The organism is Gordonia sp. G4 (genome assembly GCF_057770005.1).
In genome coordinates, this window is the sequence record NZ_CM173442.1 from 5326271 (window position 1) to 5344095 (window position 17825).

The window sequence follows — 17825 nt, forward strand, 5'->3', positions numbered from 1 at the left end:
TCGACGCCCAGTCGACGAAAGACGACGCACGGTCGACGGGGACGGCGCATGGTCGCGGTGGCGACGTCCCTCCTCGACGTCGATGAGGTCCACGCCCCCCGCGCGGTGGTGACCGGTCAGTCGACCGGATCCGGTAGTACCCGGAGATGTCCGCGACGCCCCGGACGCGGCCGGGTCTGGTGCCGCGGCGCCCCGGCGGGCTGCGGCGGTGCGTCGACCGGGCCGGCACGATGGCGCCCCGAACGACGGTCCTCGACGGCGTCCCGGTGAGCGTCGGCGAAGTGGGTGTCCTCAAAAGCATCGAGTGCGTCGATCGGACCGCGATCGACATAGCGCGGGCGTCCACCACCGGCGACGGCTCCGGCCTCCCGGACCGCCTCGGCCAGGGCGGTCAGCTCCTGATCCTCGGCCGGCGGTGCGGAGAAGCCACGCTCGCTGCGCAGCATCTCCCAGCCACGCGGGACGGTGATCCGTCGTGCGTGGTCGTCGCACAGGTCCCACGAGTGCGGCTCCTGCGACGTCGCGAGCGGACCGATCACCGCGGTCGACTCGGCATAGACGAAGGTCAGGGTAGCCACCGCGGATCGGGCGCAGCCGGGTCGGCAGCACAGTCGGGGAAGCTTCACGTGACGAGATTAGCCCTCGTCGCTCGCAACCACGTCGACGACACGCTCACCGCGCGGGCCGCCGGAGAACACACGGGCGGCCAGAGGAGACACGGGCTCGCCCGACCTCCTACACTCTCGCCATGCGTATCGACCCGAAGCCGACTCCACGTGGCTCCTCCGGCCTGCCGGAGGCGCGCCGCGGTCGGCGGCGGGTGGGCCGTCACCGAGACCGTCGCGGACGCGGACTGCGCTCGCCGTTGCTCCCGCAGGGTGTCCCCGCCCACAACAGCCGGTCCGACGAATTCGACGCGGTGGCGCTCGAGGCCTTCGCCGAGATCGACGCGCAATGGCACGACCAGATCGCCGGCCTCGACATCGCCGTCGACGAGATACCGAGGCTGCTGCCGCGTGACCCGGAGACCGTCGAGTGGCCCGACGAGGTGACCGCGGACGGCGCAGTCCCGCTTGCACGGCTGATCCCCGCCGGGATGGATGTGAACGGTGCGCCGACGCGTGCGCAGATCATCCTGTTCCGCCGGCCGCTGGAATCCCGCGCCAAGAAGGGCACCGAGTTGCTGGACCTGATCCACGAGGTCCTCGTCCAACAGGTGGCGACACACCTGGGTGTCGACGAGGACACGATCGACCGCGGACCAGAGTGATCCGCGGTCGAAGTGCCGCGGGGGCCGTTCGGCCGACCGCGGCGAGATGATCGGTGATGTCGAGCGATCCCCGTTCGGGGACCCGACTCAGATGATGCCGCGCTTGAGGCGGCGGCGCTCACGCTCCGACAGGCCGCCCCAGATTCCGAAGCGCTCGTCGTTGTGCAGCGCGTACTCGAGGCATTCGGACTTCACCTCGCAGCCCTGGCAGATCCGTTTGGCCTCGCGCGTCGACCCACCCTTCTCGGGGAAGAACGCCTCGGGGTCGGTCTGCGCGCACAGCGCGCGGTCCTGCCACTGCTCCTCGACGGCATCGAAGAGATCGTCGAAGTCGTTGGGCACCAACGAGAGATGGCGACGGCCCGGGTCCGTGTCGTCGACGACGGGCCCGAGTGGCGACCCGACATCGGCCCTGGCACCGACGGCCGACGAGGTGGCGGTGCCACCGATCATCGAATCGTCAACGGGGCCAAGGGTATTGAATTCGGCGATGAATTGCGGGCGATTCTGTGGTTCAAGCGGATTGCCGATCGGGTTTTCCAAAGCCATCGTCGGCGCCTCCTAGCTCGGGATGTTGGTAGTTTCTGCGTCCTTTGCGAACACGGCCTGTGTGCCGCACCCACCACTGTTGCCACACCACTTGTACTACGGATGCGGAAACTCCCACATCAGACGTACACACAGCGCCCGAGCGACGGCCCGCGAAGTGCCGGAACCGACCCTCACCCGAGTTCGAACATACAATCGAATCCGTTGAAGTCCAGCGGTTTTCGATCCAGAGGTTCTCGATCTCAAACTCGGAATGACACTGATGTGATTACACACGCCCGAAGCGGTCGCGGTCAAGTTGAAGTCAAAGATTCTCTGTTTACCACCAGGATCCGACAACGGTGTGACTCGACACGACGTTGACCTCAACCCGACGTCAAAGTCACACCGACCCCGGCACCGGTAGGACTCATCCCGACCGCGCCGACAGCGCCTGACCGCCCTCTCACACCGCGCACTACAGTGGCGGTGTGAAGGAGTACCTGCTGTGAAGGTGACCGTACTCGTCGGGGGCGTCGGAGGGGCACGATTCCTCCTCGGTCTGCGCGAATTGTTCGGCCCGACGGCGTTCCCCGTCCCCCAGGACGACGCGTCCGGCGCCCAGGCGAGCGAACACGAGATCACCGCGATCGTGAACGTCGGCGACGACGCGTGGATGCACGGCGTCCGCATCTGCCCCGATCTCGACACGTGTATGTACACCCTCGGCGGCGGGATCGATCCCGAGCGCGGATGGGGCCGGCGCGACGAATCCTGGCACGCGAAGGAGGAACTCGCCGCCTACGGCGCCGACCCGGACTGGTTCGGCCTCGGCGATCGCGATCTCGCCACGCACCTGATCCGCACCCAGATGCTCGATGCGGGATATCGGCTGTCCGATGTCACCGCCGCGCTGTCCCGGCGATGGAACCCCGGCGTCCGGCTCCTACCCGTGACCGATGACCGTCACGAGACGCACGTCGTCGTCGCCAAACCCGACGGCGAGGACGGCGAACGGGTCGCGATCCACTTCCAGGAGTGGTGGGTGCGCCATCGCGCCCAGATCCCGACCTTCGGCTTCGCACAGGTCGGTTCGGACGACACCACTCCGGCTCCCGGCGTCCTCGACGCGATCGCCGACGCCGACGTGGTGCTGCTCGCACCGTCGAACCCCGTCGTGAGCATCGGCGCGATCGTCAGCGTTCCCGGGATGCGCAGCGCGCTGCGCCAGACGAAGGCCCCGGTCGTCGGCATCTCACCGGTCATCGACAACCGCCCGCTGCGCGGCATGGCCGACGAATGCCTGTCGGTGATCGAGGTCGAGTCCTCGGCCGAGGGCATCGCCGGACATTACGGCGCTCGCAGCGGCAACGGGATTCTGGACGGATGGCTGATCGCCGAGGGCGACCACGCCACCGTCGACGGCATCGCCGTCGGCGCCGCCCCCCTCCTCATGACCGATCCCGCGGCCACCGCCCAGATGGTGCGCGCGGCGTGCGCACTCGTCGACGTCCCGCTCCCCGATTCGAACAAGGGCCGCGCGTGACCGCTCGCCCCGACCATCGTGCCCCGGGCCACCTCGAGATCCGTCCGGTGACCGGCCTGCCCGAATTCACCGCCGGCTCGGACGTCGCCCGCGAGATCCTCACCGCCGCACCGTGGCTCGAATCCGGTGACGTCCTGGTCGTCACCAGCAAGATCATCTCCAAGGCCGAAGGCCGGATGGTCGACGCGCCGAGCGACCCCGAGGCGCGGGACACGTTGCGCCGTCACCTCGTCGACCAAGAATCGGTACGCGTGCTGGCACGCAAGAACCGGACCCTGATCACCGAGAACCGCCTGGGCCTGGTCCAGGCCGCGGCCGGGATCGACGGCTCGAACGTGCGCAGCGACCAGCTCGCTCTGCTCCCGGAGAACCCCGACCGCAGCGCGGCGGAGCTCCGGCGAGCCGTCGCCGACGCCACCGGCCTCGACGTCGCGGTGATCATCACCGACACGATGGGCCGGGCCTGGCGGACCGGGCAGACCGACGTCGCCATCGGCGCCGCGGGTATCGCCGTCACCCATCCGTACGAGGGCGGAGTCGACGAGTACGGAAACCCGTTGATCGTCACCGAGATCGCGGTGGCCGACGAGCTGGCCGCCGCGGCCGACCTCGTGAAGGGCAAACTCGCGGCCGTCCCCGTCGCGGTCGTCCGTGGTTTCGCACCGGCCGAGAACGGGACCACCGCCGCCGACCTGATCCGGCCCCACGACGAGGACCTGTTCCGTCTCGGTACCGAGGAGGCGATCGCGCAGGGACGCCGCGAGGCCGTCCGCACCCGGCGGTCGGTGCGGACCTTCGCCGACCGGCCCGTCGACCCCGAAGAGCTGCGTGCTGCGCTCGGCGAGGCGCTCACCGCCCCGGCCCCCCACCACACGCATCCCGTTCGCTTCGTCTGGCTGCGGTCGGATTCGCGGCGCCGCGAGCTGCTCGACGCGATGGCGCACGAGTGGCGCACCGATCTCGAATCGGATTCCAAGACAGCCGAGTCCATCGAGAAGCGGCTGCGGCGCGGCCAGATCCTCTACGACGCACCGGAACTGGTGATCCCGTTCCTGGTTCCCGACGGCGTCCACGAGTACCGCGACGAACGACGCAACGCGGCCGAGCACACGATGTTCACCGTGGCAGCGGGCGGGGCGGTCGCCACCCTGCTCACCGCACTGTCGGTCCGCGACATCGGCAGCTGCTGGATCGGCTCGACCATCTTCGCCGCGCCGACGGTGCGCCGGGTCCTCGACCTCGACCCGGGCTGGGAACCACTCGGCGCGGTCGCCATCGGCCATCCCCTCGAGCCGGCGGGGCTGCGCGAGCCCGCCCCGACCGCGGACTGGGTCGTCGAGCTGTGACCGCCGAGTCGCTGCACGCATCCGCAGTCGAGGCCCTCACCCGGTGGGAGACACCCGATCCCGCTCAGGACACCCTCCGGCACACGTACCTCGCCTTCCTCGCGGCGTCCCCGGAGGGATGCCTGCGAGCCAGCGCTCCGGGACATCTGACGGGTTCGGCGATCGTCTTCGACGCCACGCGCCACCACGTCCTGCTCACCCTGCACCCCCGGGTCGGGAAGTGGATTCAGCTCGGCGGGCACTGCGAACCGACCGACGACTCCATCGCCGACGCGGCGCTGCGTGAGGCGCGGGAGGAGTCGGGCATGCCCGAACTCGTGCTGGACACGCCAGACCCCGCGGATCCCGGCGGGGGGATCGTGCATCTCCACACCCACCCGATCACCTGCTCGCTGGGGGTCCCCACCCGCCACCTCGATGTCCGCTATCGCGTGGTCGCCGCTCCGACGTCCGACGGCGAACTCCCACGCGTCGTGCGCAGCGACGAGTCGGTGGACCTGCGCTGGTGGCCGGTCGACGCCCTGCCGGACGACGCCGGAGACGACATCGCGACACTCATCGGCGCGGCCCTACGGGACGGACGGCCGCGCTAAACGCGGAGGTTCTTCCCCACCGTGACCACACCGCCCGCGCTCACCGAGAACCGCTCGCGGTCGGCGCTGACGTCGACACCGAGTTGCTCGCCGTCGCCGACCACGACGTTCTTGTCGAGGATCGCCTTGCGGACGACCGCGCCCTTGCCGACGCGCACGCCGGGCATCAGCACGCTGCCCTCGACCACCGCCCCGTCCTCGACGATGACGTTCGACGAGAGCACCGAATTGCGCACCGTGCCGGCCGAGATGATGCAGCCGGACCCGACCACGGAGTCCTCGGCGACGCCGCCCTGGACGAACTTGGCGGGCGGGAGGTTGTGCGTCTCACCGCGGATGGGCCAGCGGCCGTTGTACAGGTTGAAGATGGGATGAACCGACACCAGGTCCATGTGCGCCTCGTAGAACGCATCGACGGTTCCGACGTCACGCCAGTACCCGGTGTCGCGCTCGGTGGCACCGGGGACCTGGTTGTCCTTGAAGTCGTAGACGAATGCGGTGTCGCGATTGACGAAGGCCGGGATGATGTCGCCGCCCATGTCGTGATCGGAGTCCGAGTCGGCGGCGTCGGCTCGCAGCGCGTCGACCAGCGCCTCGGTGGTGAACACGTAGTTGCCCATCGACGCGAACGTCGAGTCGGGATCATCGGGAGTGCCCGGCGGGTCGGTCGGCTTCTCCAGGAAGCGGGTGATCTTCCCGCTCTCGTCGGAGTCGATGCAGCCGAAAGCCGTGGCTTCCGCTCGCGGCACGCGGATCCCGGCCACCGTGACGTCGGCGCCGGATTCGACGTGCGCGGCCACCATCTGCGACGGATCCATCCGGTACACGTGATCGGCGCCGAAGACGACGATGTACTCGGGACGTTCGTCGGTGATGAGGTTCATCGACTGGAAGATCGCGTCGGCGCTGCCGGTGTACCAGCGCGGTCCGAGTCGCTGCTGGGCCGGGACCGGCGTGATGTACTCGCCGTGGAATCCCGACGTCCACCAGGTCTGCGAGATGTGCCGGTCCAGCGAATGCGACTTGTACTGTGTCAGCACGCAAATGCGTTCGTAACCGGCATTGACCAGGTTGGACAACACGAAGTCGATCAGCCGGTAGGCGCCGCCGAAGGGCACCGCAGGTTTGGCGCGGTCCATCGTCAGCGGGTACAGACGCTTGCCTTCGCCGCCTGCGAGGACGATGCCGAGGACGTGCGGCTCAGATCTCACTCCCCCAACTTAACCGCGATCGAACCCGTCGGCCAGATGACCGGGCGGGAAGAATGGGCGTGTCCCGGCCGCGGCCACCGTTTACCGGCACCGATGGCGAACTGCGCTCGATGGCACTAGCGTCGAGATCATGCGGGTGGCGATGATGACACGAGAATATCCACCTGAGGTCTACGGCGGTGCCGGTGTCCACGTCACCGAATTGGTCCGCCATCTCCGCGATCTCATCACCGTCGACGTGCACTGCATGGGTGCCGAGCGGGAGACCGCTGCGGTGTACATCCCCGACCCGGGGCTGGCCGGGGCGAATGCGGCGATCACCACGCTCTCGGCCGACCTGCGGATGGCCGTCGGCGCGGCCGACGCCGATGTCGTGCACTCCCACACCTGGTACACCGGTCTCGCCGGGCACCTGGCCGCGACGCTCTACGACGTGCCGCACGTCCTCACCGCGCATTCGCTCGAACCATCGCGTCCGTGGAAAGCCGAGCAGCTCGGTGGCGGGTACCGGGTCTCGAGCTGGGTCGAACGCAACGCGGTCGAGTACGCCGACGCCGTCATCGCGGTCAGTTCGGGTATGCGTACCGAGATCTGCGACACCTACCCGCGCCTGGACCCCGAGCGTGTCCACGTGGTGCGCAACGGGATCGACACCTCACAGTGGTATCCGGTCGACGACCCGTTCGGGCCCGATTCGACGCCCACCGCCCTCGGGCTCGACCCGACCCGGCCCATCGTCGCGTTCGTCGGCCGGATCACCCGGCAGAAGGGCGTGGCGCATCTCGTCGCCGCCGCCCACCGTTTCGACCCGGAGATCCAACTCGTCCTCTGCGCGGGCGCGCCGGACACCCCGGAGATCGGCGCCGAGATCGAGCGGGCCGTCGGTGAACTGTCCGCGTCACGCCCCGGCGTGCACTGGGTGCGCGAGATGCTGCCGCTCCCGCGTATCCGCGAGATCCTCACAGCGGCAACGGTCTTCGTGTGCCCGTCGGTGTACGAACCGCTGGGCATCGTCAACCTCGAGGCCATGGCCTGCGGTACCGCGGTGGTGGCGTCGGATGTCGGCGGCATCCCCGAGGTGGTGTGCGACAACGTCACCGGCCGCCTCGTGCGGTACGACCCCGTCGATCCGGCGGCCTTCGAACACGATCTCGCCGAGACGGTGAACGCGGTCAGTTCCGATGCAGCCGCGGCCGCGGCGATGGGCGCGGCCGGCCGCGAGCGCGCCGGCGCCGAATTCTCCTGGGCGACGATCGCCGAGCAGACCCTGGGGATCTACGAGTCCGTCCGGCGCTGACCGGGGTGTCGCCCGCGGGCCGGCCGGCAGGTGGTCACCACGACCGACACCGTCACCGGCACGCGTCCCGTCCCCGCGAAGGCATCTGCCCGCGAGCGGATATCGGCCTCCTCGGAGTGAAATGCCGAGGGCCCCATGGCGACCAGGTCGCCGATGGTCGCGGCGTCGACGCTCGCGGTGTACCGCAGGGGTGATTCGTCGACCAGCTCGAAACCGTCGTCGAGTGCGGCGTGGAGACGTGCGGATTTCGCGGAGTCCACCCGCAGCATCCCCATCGGTTCGATGAGCTCGGCGAGGTGGTCGGGTCCCGGACTCACGATGATCAGTGCGCCATCGGGCGCGAGCACCCGGGCGAACTCGGGGGCGTTTCGGGGCGCGAACACCGAGAGCACCACCGAGACAGCGTCATCGACAACCGGCAGTCCTCGCCAGACGTCGGCGACGATCGCCGCGAGTGAGTGCGGGCCGCGGGCGATGGCCCGAGCGCAGTACTTGGACAGGTCGATGCCGATCCCGGCGACGGAGGAGCGTTCGACACCGCCCGCCGCTGCGCCCGCGTCGACCGCGGCGCGAAGATAGTGTCCGCCACCGGCGCCCGCGTCGAGAATCACGGGCCTGGCGAGTCCGCTCGCGAACTCGGCGGCGCGTCGGGCGACGGAATCCACCACGGCGCCGAAGAAACCGGCGTCATGCACCCGCGCCCGCGCGGCGACCATGGCCGCGGTGTCGGCGCGCAACGCGCCCGACCGGCCGTCGAGCAGTGAGACATAGCCCTGCCGCGCGATGTCGAATGAGTGAGCGGCGGGACAACGCAACGAGGTGGCGTCGACCGAAAGGGGCCCGGCGCACACCGGGCATCGTAGGATCTCGACGATCGAGTTGAGGCCATGCGCCCGGTGCGGTGTCGGTGTGTCCGCCCGGGCCTCATGGGAACTGCCCTCGTGGGGCATGTTCAGCCGGTGACCCCGCGGAGTTCCTCGCCCAGCGCGGCTGCTTCGTCGGCGGTCAGCTCGACGACGAGTCGACCTCCACCCTCGATCGGAATCCGGACAACGATTCCACGCCCTTCTTTGGCCGCTTCGAGGGGGCCGTCCCCAGTACGTGGCTTCATTGCCGCCATTCTCAAGCTCCCTTCAAGGTCCTTGCTCCGAACATGATACGTGCCCGCGTCTCACACGATTGCCAGTGCGCGACACGCGCGCCGCGCAGAACCGGTGTGCGACTACCCCGGGGCCGTCGGCGGGCCCGACCGCCAGGCTCCCGCGGCGTTCTCGGCGCCGTCGGCGGCCGGGTCGTCCGGATGCGTCCCGGGCACCGGCTCGCGGTCGCGCAGGCGCGCGATGACCGAGCGGAGATCGTCGACCTCATGCGCGAGACGCGCCAGCGCCCAGTCGACTTCGGCCTGCTTGTAGCCGCGCGGTGTCTGCGCGAAGCGCAACGCGCGGACGTCGTCGCCGGTGATCCCCACCGACGGCAGTCTGGTGAGGGTCGTCTCGGGCTCGACCGGCGGCAGGTCTTCGCCACGTCCGAACACGAACCAGACAACGGCGAACACGACCGCGACGACGAGCCCCATGATCAGCAGGTACAGCAGCAGCGTCTGCATGAGATCCATCCTGACAGAAGCCGCCGGACGAGGGTCCGGCACAGCACAGACCCGACGACGGCTCGCTCTCGGTGCAGGTGCGCGGCGTCGCCGGGTCGGCGTCTGGGACGCGTTAGGAGGCCATCTCCTCGGTCTTCGCGTCCAGGACCCGCACGGTGTTCATCGGCGGACGATCCTCGAGGTAGACCTCGGTGGTGTGCGGCGTGAACGACCCGTCGGGCTCGGCGGTGAACTGGGTCAGCCCGACGCCCGAGTCCCCGATACCGCATCGGCGCATGAGGGTTCCGACGATCTGCCGGCTCATGACCCCCAGTTCCACCAGCGGACGGTTGCGGTGAGTCCGGACGCCGAGGTTCACCTGACCGATTCCGGCGAGGCCGTAGCGGTCATAGGTGTCGATGAGCAGCCCGATCTCGACCCCGTACCCCGGCGCGAACGGTACCGACGACAGCAACTCGCGGGTGCCGGCGTACTCGCCGCCCAGCGGCTGCAGGACGGCGGTGAGGTCGGGTTTCTGGGAGGCCAGGAGGGGGCGGGCGACGAGCTCGGTCACGCGGCCGCCACCGTTGGCGTCGTGCGTACCACCGGTGCGCAGCGGACGCCGGTAGTAGCCCTTCACGAGCTGGATCTCGGGGTTGACCAGAAGCGGGCCCAGCATCTTGGGCACGAACATCGGGTCCGGGTCGATGAGGTCGGAGTCGACGAAGGCGATGATGTCGCCGGTCGCCACGGCGATCGAACGCCACAGCACCTCGCCCTTGCCCTTCACCGGGTCCAGCTCGGGCACCGCCTCCTCGCGGGTGACCACCTGGGCGCCGGCGGCGAGCGCACGCTCGGCGGTGGCGTCGGTGGAGCCGGAGTCCAAGACGATGATCTCGTCGACCAGGGTTCCGTACAGCGGCATGATCGTGGCGATGACGTCGGCGACGGTCTCCTCCTCGTTCAGTGCGGGGAGCACGACCGAGATCGTCCGGCCGCGCTTCTCCTCCACGAGTTCGTCGATCGTCCACTCCGGCTGTTCCCAGGTGTGGGTTGCCGACCAACGCTGCTCGGTTCCCGGGGCCTGTGCGACTGTCGGCCACACCGCGGCCTTGTCCCGGCTGCTGACGGTGCTGGGCTTACGTCGCTTCTGCTGCTTGGTCATGCGAGTCCCCTGACTGTTCGGGCGGGTGGTCTCGTTCCCGCGATGGCAGCGACCATGTCGACCACACGACGAGTGGCTGCGACCTCGTGAACGCGGAAGATCCGGGCGCCTTGGGCGGCGGCCAGACTCGTCGCGGCCAGAGTCCCTTCCAATCGTTGCGCTAGGTCTGTACCCAGAGTCTCCCCTACGAAATCCTTGTTGCTCAGTGCCATCAGCACCGGCCAGCCCGTGTTAACAAGATCTTTCACACCGCGTAACAGAGCCAGCCCGTGGTGAGTGTTCTTGCCGAAATCGTGCGTCGGATCGATAACGATGGAGTCACGACGGACCCCGGCCGCGAGCGCCCGGTCGGCTGCGGAGGTCACCTCCCGGAGCACATCGGCCACCACGGCGTCGACGGAATCCCCGTAGGAGACGCGGTGCGGCCGCGTACGCACCACCGCGCCGCCCGTGTGAGAGCAGACGATTCCCGCGCCGCGTTCGGCGGCGACGGCGACCACCTCGGGATCGAACCCCGCCCAGGTGTCATTGATCAGGTCGGCCCCGGCGGCGCAGGCCTGATCGGCGACCTCGCTGCGCCACGTGTCGACGCTGATCAGCACGTCCGGGTGGCGGTCGCGGATCCAGGAGATCATCCCGACGACCCGGGCTGCCTCCGTCGCGGCGTCGACTTCTCGACCGGGTCCGGCCTTGACCCCGCCGACGTCGATGATGTCGGCGCCCTCGGCGACCACCCGGTCGACGTGCGCCTGGGCGGCGGTGTCGTCGAAGCTCGCACCCCGGTCGTAGAACGAGTCGGGCGTGCGGTTGACGATCGCCATGACCAGCGCGCGATCGGTCGGCACCCGACGCCCGCACAGCGTCGGCGACACCGGCACCTCCGGGGTCGGACTCACCCCTTGGGCACCTTGGCCGCGGCGACGTCGTCGGGGTAGCCGTCGTAGTAGTCGGTGTATCCCTTCTCCTTGCCGAGCAGCACGTAGAGCCGTTCGGCCTCGACGTCGGTGTATCCCTCCTTGCGGAGCTCGACCTTGCGGTTCTTGAAGGTCGAGGTCTGCTCGAAGTCGTCGACGACCCGCACGAACAGCGGTACCGCGTAGGACGGCAGCGCGTCGTAGAGGTGCCGGGCGAACCCGCTCGGATCGAGGTCGGCACCCTCGCGCAGCTTGATCGCGACCATTCCGGCACGACCGTCGGTTCCCGGGACCTCGACGCCGTACGCCACCGACTGGGCGACGGCCTCGTAGGAGTCCACCGCACCTTCGACCTGGGTCGTGGCGACGTTCTCCCCCTTCCATCGGAAGGTGTCGCCGAGCCGGTCGACGAAGGCGATGTGCGCGAAGCCCTGATCGCGGACGAGGTCACCGGAGTTGAAGTAGGCGTCGCCGTCCTTGAAGGCGTCGCGGATGATCTTCTTCTCGGTCTCCTCCGAGTCGGTGTATCCGTCGACGGGTACCCGGTCACTGATCTGGGCGAGCAGCAGACCGCTGCCGCCCCGGCCGACCTTCACGAGCCGACCGTCGTCGCCGCGCTTCGGGTTCCCTTCCTCGTCGTACTCCACGATCTTGTACGGGAGCGGACAGAAGCCGGCGGTCTTGTCGACGCTGAACGCGTTGACGAACGCGAGGTTGAGTTCGCTGGCCCCGTAGAACTCGACGACACGGTCGACGCCGAATCGTTCGCGGAACTCGTCCCAAATGTCCGGGCGCATGCCGTTGCCGACCACCGTGTGCACGGAATGCTGGCGGTCCGTGGGTTTCTCGGGCTGGGCGAGGAGGTAGCGGCACAGCTCGCCGATGTAGCAGAAGGCCGTCGCGCGGTTGAGGATCACGTCGTCCCAGAACTTCGACGCCGAGAACGACCGTCCGATGGCGATGCACGCCCCGGAGGCGAGGACCGAGGACAGCGAGACCGACAGCGCGTTGTTGTGGTACAGCGGCAGCGGCACGTACATCGTGTCGCTGTGGCGCAACCGGACGGCGAGACCACCGATGCCGGACAGGCTGGCCAGCCACCGGTTGTGGCTCATCACGCTCGCCTTCGGCATCCCCGTGGTGCCGGATGTGAAGATGTAGAAGGCCTTGGTCGACGCGGGCAGCTGCTCGGTGACCTCGGGGTTCTCCTCGGAGAGCCCCTCGGCGGCGGCGTCGAATTCGGCGAAGTCGTACACGTGCCGAGGCAGGACCGACTCCGGGATCGACTCGAAGGCCTCCGCGCAGTCGGGATCGTGGATGAGGACCTTCGCCTCGAGCAGTCCGACGCTGTGCTCGAGCACCTCACCGCGCTGGTTGTAGTTCAGCATCCCGGCGATCGCGCCCAGCTTGACGGTGGCGAGCATCAGCAGCAGGTCGGTGGTGCAGTTCTTGGACAGCAGCGCCACCACGTCACCCTTGCCGACCCCGTCGGCCGAAAGCGCTGCGGCATAACGGTTCACCCGGCGGTTGGCCTCGCCGTAGGTCGTCGTGCGGCCCTCGAACCGGACGAAGGGCCGGTCGGGGTGTTCGGCCGCGTGCTTCTGGAAGACCGAACCGATCGTGCGCTTGGCCTCGGGTGGGCGTCGGATGAGCCCCGGTGCGTGCTTGATCATCCCGGTCGCGTGTGGCGCCATCTTCACCACACCACGAAGAAGGTCGGGGATACCGACCGTCTTCTTCACACTCTGCTGCCGACTGTCCTGCTCGACCTCTGGGGACATCTGCCCTCCGCTCTCCCGCTGGCGTTTCGAGTGCCCCGCGCACCCTCGCGCTACCTTACCGGCCGGTAGCAAGGCCTCACCGGGCCGTTGCCAACTCCACCGCGTCGGACACCGAGCGCGTGATGAGCAGTCGGTCGAGCGATCGACGGGCGACGAACCCGGTTGTCGACAACTCTCGCAGCCAGTCGAGCAACGGCGCGTAGAAATCGGAAGGATCGAGCAGGACGACCGGCTTGTCGTGCATTCCGAGGTATCCGCCGGTCCAGGTCTCGAAGAGTTCTTCGAGCGTCCCGATACCGCCCGGCAGGGTGATGAACCCGTCGGCGCGCTCGTCCATGAGTCGCTTGCGCTCGCGCATCGTCTCCGTGACGACGAGTTCACCCGACCCGAGATCGGCGACCTCGTGTTTCATCAGCGCCCGCGGGATGATGCCGACCGTGTGGCCGCCGGCCTCGCGAGCGGCGTTGACCAGCGCTCCCATCATGGAGATGTTCCCGCCACCGGAGACGACCACGTGCCCCTGCTCGGCCAGTGTCCGCCCCACCTCGGCGGCGAGATCGAGGTAGGGCTGGTCGACGGGACCGGACGCGCAATAGACACAGACAGCACTCACCGGGCAATCGTGCCATCGCGGCCCGGCGAGGTCATATCGGCCCTCAGGGCGTGGCTGCTTCGATGGCGGCCACCACGTCATCGGGATCGTCGACCACGGTGAGCAGGTCGAGATCCTCCGGCGAGATCATCCCGCGCGCGGCGAGGACGTCGCGCATCCAGGCGAGGAGTCCGCCCCAGAAGTCACTGCCCACCAGCACGATCGGGAACCGGACGACCTTCTTGGTCTGCACGAGGGTCAGCGCCTCGAAGAGCTCGTCGAGCGTGCCCATCCCGCCGGGGAGGCAGACGAACGCCTGCGCGTACTTCACGAACATCGTCTTGCGCACGAAGAAATAGCGGAAGTTCATGCCGAGATCGACCCACGGGTTGAGGCCCTGTTCGAAGGGCAGCTCGATGTTGAGTCCGATCGACTCCGCCCCGGCCTCGTGCGCACCCCGGTTCGCAGCCTCCATCGCACCGGGTCCGCCGCCGGTGATGACCGCGTAGCCGGCCTCGCCCAGCGCCCGGCCGACGCGCACGCCGAGCGCGTACTCCGGCGAATCCGGATGCAGTCGCGCCGAGCCGAAGACCGTCACGGCCTCGGCGACCTCGCTCATCGCGTCGAACCCGGCGACGAACTCGGACTGGATGCGCAGGACGCGCCAGGAGTCACGCATGGTCCGGTCGGAACGACGCGCGGCGTCGCGCGGGTCGACCCATTCCAGCAGCCGGCGGTCGGTGGTCTTGCCCTGCTGGTCTCGACGGATCCGGATCGGTCCGACGTAGCAGGTGTCGGCGTCCCCGGCCTCGTCGGCCTCGTTGACGGCTGCAGCGGGATCGGGCGTGGTCGACATGGCGGTCACGCTAGCAGCGCCGCCCGGACCGGACGGTCTCGGCAGGTCAGGACAGGTACGCGCGCAGCAGTTCGGTCACCGCGCGGATCTGCTCCACCGGCACTCGTTCGTCGACGCGGTGCGCGAGGTTGGGGTCGCCGGGACCCAGGTTCACGGCCGGGATCCCGAGCGCCGAGAACCTGGACACGTCGGTCCAGCCGTACTTCGCGCGGAAGCGCCCGCCCGCGGCGTCGACGAGCGCCGCGGCCGCCGGATGCGCCAGCCCGGGCAGGGCGCCGGCGGCGGAATCGGTGACCTCCAGCCCGAGGGTGCCGTCGGCCAGATCGGCGGCGAACACCTCGCGCACGTGATCGAGCGCCTGGTCCACCGAGCGGTCCGGCGCGAAGCGGAAGTTGACGTCGACGTGCGCGGCGTCCGGGATCACGTTGCCGGCGACGCCGCCACCGACCGCGACCGCGGACAGCCCCTCGCGGTACTCACAGCCGTCGATGTCGACCCGGCGGGCCTGATAACCCGCCAGCGTGGTCAGGACACCGCCGAGTTTGTGAATGGCGTTGTCGCCCATCCACGACCGGGCCGAATGCGCCCGGGTGCCCGTCGTCGACAGACGAACCCGCAGCGTTCCCTGGCATCCCGCCTCGATGAGCCCCGCGGTGGGCTCGCCGAGAATCGCCACGTCGCCGGCCAGCCACTCGGGGAGCTCACGCTCGATGTCGTTCAGGCCGTTGAACTCCGCCGCGATCTCCTCGCAGTCATAGAAGACGAGCGTCAGATCCGAGGCGGGCTCGGGCAGCGTCGCCGCGAGGTGGAGGAACACCGCGTCACCGGACTTCATGTCGACGGTCCCGCATCCGTGCAGGACGTCACCCTCCTCGGGATGGGTCTCACGACGGTGTGGGAGGTTGCCCGCGACCGGCACGGTGTCGAGGTGTCCGGCGAGGATGACCCGCTGGGCGAGACCGCGATCGGTGCGCGCGAGAACGCGGTTGCCGTGCCGGATGATCTCGAAACCGGTTGTCTGCGTTCGCAGGGCGGCCTCGACCGCGTCGGCGATGGCGGACTCGTTGCGCGACTCGCTCTCGATGTCGACCAGTGCGGCGGTCAGGTCGACGGGGTCGGCGGTCAGGTCGAGATCGGGAATGCTCACCCCTTCACCGTAGTGAGCCCATCTCTGCGGCGCCGAAGGAGACGCTGAACTTCACGCACCAGAGAAACACCGACGGATAGTCACCCAGGTCGACGTCGGCGGGGATCTCGTAGACCTGGTTGCCCTTGTTCCCCTTGATCATGCCGAGGTCGACGTGCGGGACCCCGGCGGCCGTGCGCCAGCCACTGAATCCCGCGACGACGTCCCCCTGCGACAGCCACACGTGGACGTCCGGGCCGGTCGTGGTGTCCAGGTTCTCGATCGCCAGGACCCGCGACCCGTCCGGTTGCTCGATGATCGAGACCGTCCCGGAGGTCGAGTGCTCGTGGCTGATCAGATCGCCCCGCGAGACCACCACCGGTCCGGCGGGAGGCGCTTGCCCCGGCGCCGACGTCGTCGGGGTGACCGCCACGGGGATCGCGTCGTCGACCTCGGTGTCGACGAAGATCAGCCACGGCTGGAAGACAGCGGCTCCGACGGCCAGCGCCGCAATGACCACGACGCCGAGCCCGCCGAGCACCCACGGCCAGCGCCGGCGTCGGCGCCGTGGTGGTGCGGGCGGCTGCGGATGACCGGTCATGGTGGCGACCCTACGAGCGGCGCACTACGCGTGACCAGGTCTTTGGGCCGAATGGATGACGACGGGTCGGCGCCGCGGCGTCGGTGGCGGGGCGTGGACGTCCGGCATCGATCACCTAGACTCACGTGTCGTGACTTCTACTGGCGCACACGCAACTGGCATCGCGACCGTGATCGACGGGGGTTCGACTCCGGGCGTCGTCCTCGACGTCTGGTTCCCCGAGCCCGAACTCGACGGTGTCGAGACCGCGGAGACGGTGACCCTCGACGAGGAGTCGACGCCGGCCCACCTCCGTGAGCTGGTGGGAGTCGACGAGGCCCGCGGGGTGAAGACCATCGCGGTCCGCACCGGGATCGCCGACATCGCCGCCGCACCCATCGACGCCTACGACGTCTACCTGCGACTGCACCTGCTGTCGCATCGGCTCATCACCCCGCACGGCGCCAACCTCGAGGGCATCTTCGGAATGCTCACCAACGTGGTGTGGACCAACCACGGGCCCTGTGCGGTCGAGAACTTCGAGTCGGTGCGGGCGAAGCTCCGCGCGCGTGGACCGGTCACCGTCTACTCGATCGACAAGTTCCCGCGCATGGTCGACTACGTCGTGCCCGGGGGCGTCCGCATCGGCGACGCCGACCGTATCCGCCTCGGTGCGCACCTCGCGGCCGGCACCACCGTGATGCACGAGGGCTTCGTCAACTTCAACGCCGGAACCCTCGGTTCGTCGATGGTGGAAGGTCGCATCTCCGCGGGTGTCGTGGTCGGCGACGGCTCCGACATCGGCGGCGGCGCATCGACGATGGGCACCCTGTCGGGTGGCGGCAAGGAGATCATCGCGCTGGGCAAGCGGTGCCTGCTCGGCGCGAACTCCGGCTGCGGCATCCCGCTGGGTGACGACTGTGTCATCGAGGCCGGTCTCTACGTCACGGCCGGCACCAAGGTCACCGGGCCCGACGGCACCCAGATCAAGGCGCGCGACCTGTCCGGACAGTCCAACCTGCTGTTCCGTCGCAACAGCCTGACCGGCGCGGTCGAGGTCGTGCCGTGGAAGGGCGACGGCATCGCCCTCAACGAGGCCCTGCACAAGAACGACTGAGTCCCTCGGAGGGATCGCCGCTCACTGGCCGGATCGGCGATCCCGACGTATGGTGGGCTCATGAGCACATCGAACAATCGTTCGACGAACGACACCGAGAACGAGGTCCTCGGCGCAGGCGCCGGAAACTCCACCGAGAAGGATCCCGACGACTGGGTGACCGGTGACGAGCCGATGACCGGGGCGCAGCGCAGCTACCTCGACACCCTCGCGCGGGAGGCCGGTGAGACGATCTCGGCCGACCTCACCAAGGCGGAGGCCTCCGAAGAGATCGACCGATTGCAGAAGAAGAGCGGGCGCGGCTGACCAGGCCGGGAC

At 69.0% G+C, this 17825-nt stretch carries 20 protein-coding genes; 7 read left to right on the forward strand and 13 right to left on the reverse strand.

Features of this window, described 5'->3' with window-relative positions; translation table 11 throughout:
* Positions 1-116: 116 nt before the first annotated feature.
* Positions 117-626, reverse strand: coding sequence for a DUF3499 domain-containing protein (locus AC3B5T_RS24085; RefSeq protein WP_014927557.1), 510 nt, complete (start codon positions 624-626; stop codon positions 117-119).
* A 122-nt stretch (positions 627-748) separates the two neighbouring features.
* On the opposite strand from AC3B5T_RS24085, the gene AC3B5T_RS24090 reads away from it, so the two are divergent.
* Positions 749-1270 carry a metallopeptidase family protein gene (locus AC3B5T_RS24090; RefSeq protein ID WP_035717019.1) on the forward strand — a complete coding sequence of 174 codons (522 nt, stop codon included), beginning with the start codon at positions 749-751 and terminating at the stop codon, positions 1268-1270.
* 87 nt (positions 1271-1357) lie between these two features.
* Here AC3B5T_RS24090 and AC3B5T_RS24095 read toward each other — a convergent pair whose 3' ends face one another.
* Positions 1358-1615: a WhiB family transcriptional regulator gene (locus AC3B5T_RS24095; protein WP_171011557.1), complete on the reverse strand. Its 258-nt coding sequence runs from the start codon at positions 1613-1615 to the stop codon at positions 1358-1360.
* Positions 1616-2306: 691 nt separating this feature from the next.
* Between AC3B5T_RS24095 and cofD the strand changes: the two genes are divergently transcribed.
* The 3 genes from cofD to AC3B5T_RS24110 are packed head-to-tail and all read left to right on the forward strand — an operon-like array spanning position 2307 to position 5283.
* On the forward strand, positions 2307-3344 hold the full coding sequence (gene cofD, locus AC3B5T_RS24100; RefSeq protein ID WP_055475901.1) for a 2-phospho-L-lactate transferase: 1038 nt from the start codon (positions 2307-2309) through the stop codon (positions 3342-3344).
* Positions 3341-4690, forward strand: a complete 1350-nt coding sequence (locus AC3B5T_RS24105; RefSeq protein ID WP_055475900.1) for a coenzyme F420-0:L-glutamate ligase — start codon at positions 3341-3343, stop codon at positions 4688-4690. The genes cofD and AC3B5T_RS24105 overlap by 4 nt, the downstream gene beginning before the upstream one ends.
* Positions 4687-5283 carry an NUDIX hydrolase gene (locus AC3B5T_RS24110; RefSeq protein WP_055475899.1) on the forward strand — a complete coding sequence of 199 codons (597 nt, stop codon included), beginning with the start codon at positions 4687-4689 and terminating at the stop codon, positions 5281-5283. Before AC3B5T_RS24105 ends, AC3B5T_RS24110 begins: the two co-directional genes overlap by 4 nt.
* On the opposite strand, the gene glgC is transcribed toward AC3B5T_RS24110, so the two are convergent.
* On the reverse strand, positions 5280-6494 hold the full coding sequence (glgC, locus tag AC3B5T_RS24115) for a glucose-1-phosphate adenylyltransferase (protein ID WP_010841395.1): 1215 nt from the start codon (positions 6492-6494) through the stop codon (positions 5280-5282). The two genes, AC3B5T_RS24110 and glgC, sit on opposite strands and share 4 nt — an antisense overlap.
* Before the next feature lie 130 nt (positions 6495-6624).
* On the opposite strand from glgC, the gene glgA reads away from it, so the two are divergent.
* Complete coding sequence (glgA, locus tag AC3B5T_RS24120) at positions 6625-7791, forward strand: glycogen synthase (RefSeq protein ID WP_488358021.1); 1167 nt, start codon at positions 6625-6627, stop codon at positions 7789-7791.
* Here the strand turns inward: glgA and AC3B5T_RS24125 are convergent.
* The 10 genes from AC3B5T_RS24125 to AC3B5T_RS24170 form a co-directional block, all read right to left on the reverse strand.
* Positions 7770-8741 carry a putative RNA methyltransferase gene (locus AC3B5T_RS24125; protein ID WP_488358023.1) on the reverse strand — a complete coding sequence of 324 codons (972 nt, stop codon included), beginning with the start codon at positions 8739-8741 and terminating at the stop codon, positions 7770-7772. The two genes, glgA and AC3B5T_RS24125, sit on opposite strands and share 22 nt — an antisense overlap.
* A gap of 2 nt (positions 8742-8743) precedes the next feature.
* On the reverse strand, positions 8744-8911 hold the full coding sequence (locus AC3B5T_RS24130) for a DUF3117 domain-containing protein (RefSeq protein WP_004019232.1): 168 nt from the start codon (positions 8909-8911) through the stop codon (positions 8744-8746).
* A 102-nt stretch (positions 8912-9013) separates the two neighbouring features.
* Positions 9014-9397: a DivIVA domain-containing protein gene (locus AC3B5T_RS24135; protein ID WP_044508070.1), complete on the reverse strand. Its 384-nt coding sequence runs from the start codon at positions 9395-9397 to the stop codon at positions 9014-9016.
* 112 nt (positions 9398-9509) lie between these two features.
* The gene (locus tag AC3B5T_RS24140) at positions 9510-10541 is read right to left on the reverse strand and encodes a glucosyl-3-phosphoglycerate synthase (protein WP_010841399.1); all 1032 of its coding nucleotides are present in this window, start codon (positions 10539-10541) and stop codon (positions 9510-9512) included.
* A complete protein-coding gene (gene folP, locus AC3B5T_RS24145) occupies positions 10538-11419 on the reverse strand; it encodes a dihydropteroate synthase (RefSeq protein ID WP_035717038.1) in 882 nt (293 codons plus the stop codon). The genes AC3B5T_RS24140 and folP overlap by 4 nt, the downstream gene beginning before the upstream one ends.
* 14 nt (positions 11420-11433) lie before the next feature.
* Positions 11434-13236 carry a long-chain-acyl-CoA synthetase gene (locus AC3B5T_RS24150; protein WP_488358024.1) on the reverse strand — a complete coding sequence of 601 codons (1803 nt, stop codon included), beginning with the start codon at positions 13234-13236 and terminating at the stop codon, positions 11434-11436.
* Positions 13237-13312: 76 nt separating this feature from the next.
* Positions 13313-13849 (reverse strand): LOG family protein, encoded by a 537-nt coding sequence (locus AC3B5T_RS24155; protein ID WP_010841402.1) that lies wholly within the window; start codon positions 13847-13849, stop codon positions 13313-13315.
* 43 nt (positions 13850-13892) lie between these two features.
* Positions 13893-14684 carry an LOG family protein gene (locus AC3B5T_RS24160; protein WP_010841403.1) on the reverse strand — a complete coding sequence of 264 codons (792 nt, stop codon included), beginning with the start codon at positions 14682-14684 and terminating at the stop codon, positions 13893-13895.
* 46 nt (positions 14685-14730) lie between these two features.
* Positions 14731-15831: a succinyl-diaminopimelate desuccinylase gene (dapE, locus tag AC3B5T_RS24165; protein WP_055475891.1), complete on the reverse strand. Its 1101-nt coding sequence runs from the start codon at positions 15829-15831 to the stop codon at positions 14731-14733.
* A 4-nt stretch (positions 15832-15835) separates the two neighbouring features.
* Positions 15836-16351, reverse strand: a complete 516-nt coding sequence (locus tag AC3B5T_RS24170) for a DM13 domain-containing protein (RefSeq protein ID WP_488358794.1) — start codon at positions 16349-16351, stop codon at positions 15836-15838.
* A 190-nt stretch (positions 16352-16541) separates the two neighbouring features.
* Here AC3B5T_RS24170 and dapD point away from each other — a divergent pair, with 190 nt between their 5' ends.
* Positions 16542-17507, forward strand: a complete 966-nt coding sequence (gene dapD / locus AC3B5T_RS24175; protein ID WP_014927573.1) for a 2,3,4,5-tetrahydropyridine-2,6-dicarboxylate N-succinyltransferase — start codon at positions 16542-16544, stop codon at positions 17505-17507.
* Between the two features lie 60 nt (positions 17508-17567).
* A complete protein-coding gene (locus AC3B5T_RS24180) occupies positions 17568-17813 on the forward strand; it encodes a DUF3072 domain-containing protein (RefSeq protein WP_014927574.1) in 246 nt (81 codons plus the stop codon).
* Positions 17814-17825: the final 12 nt, after the last annotated feature.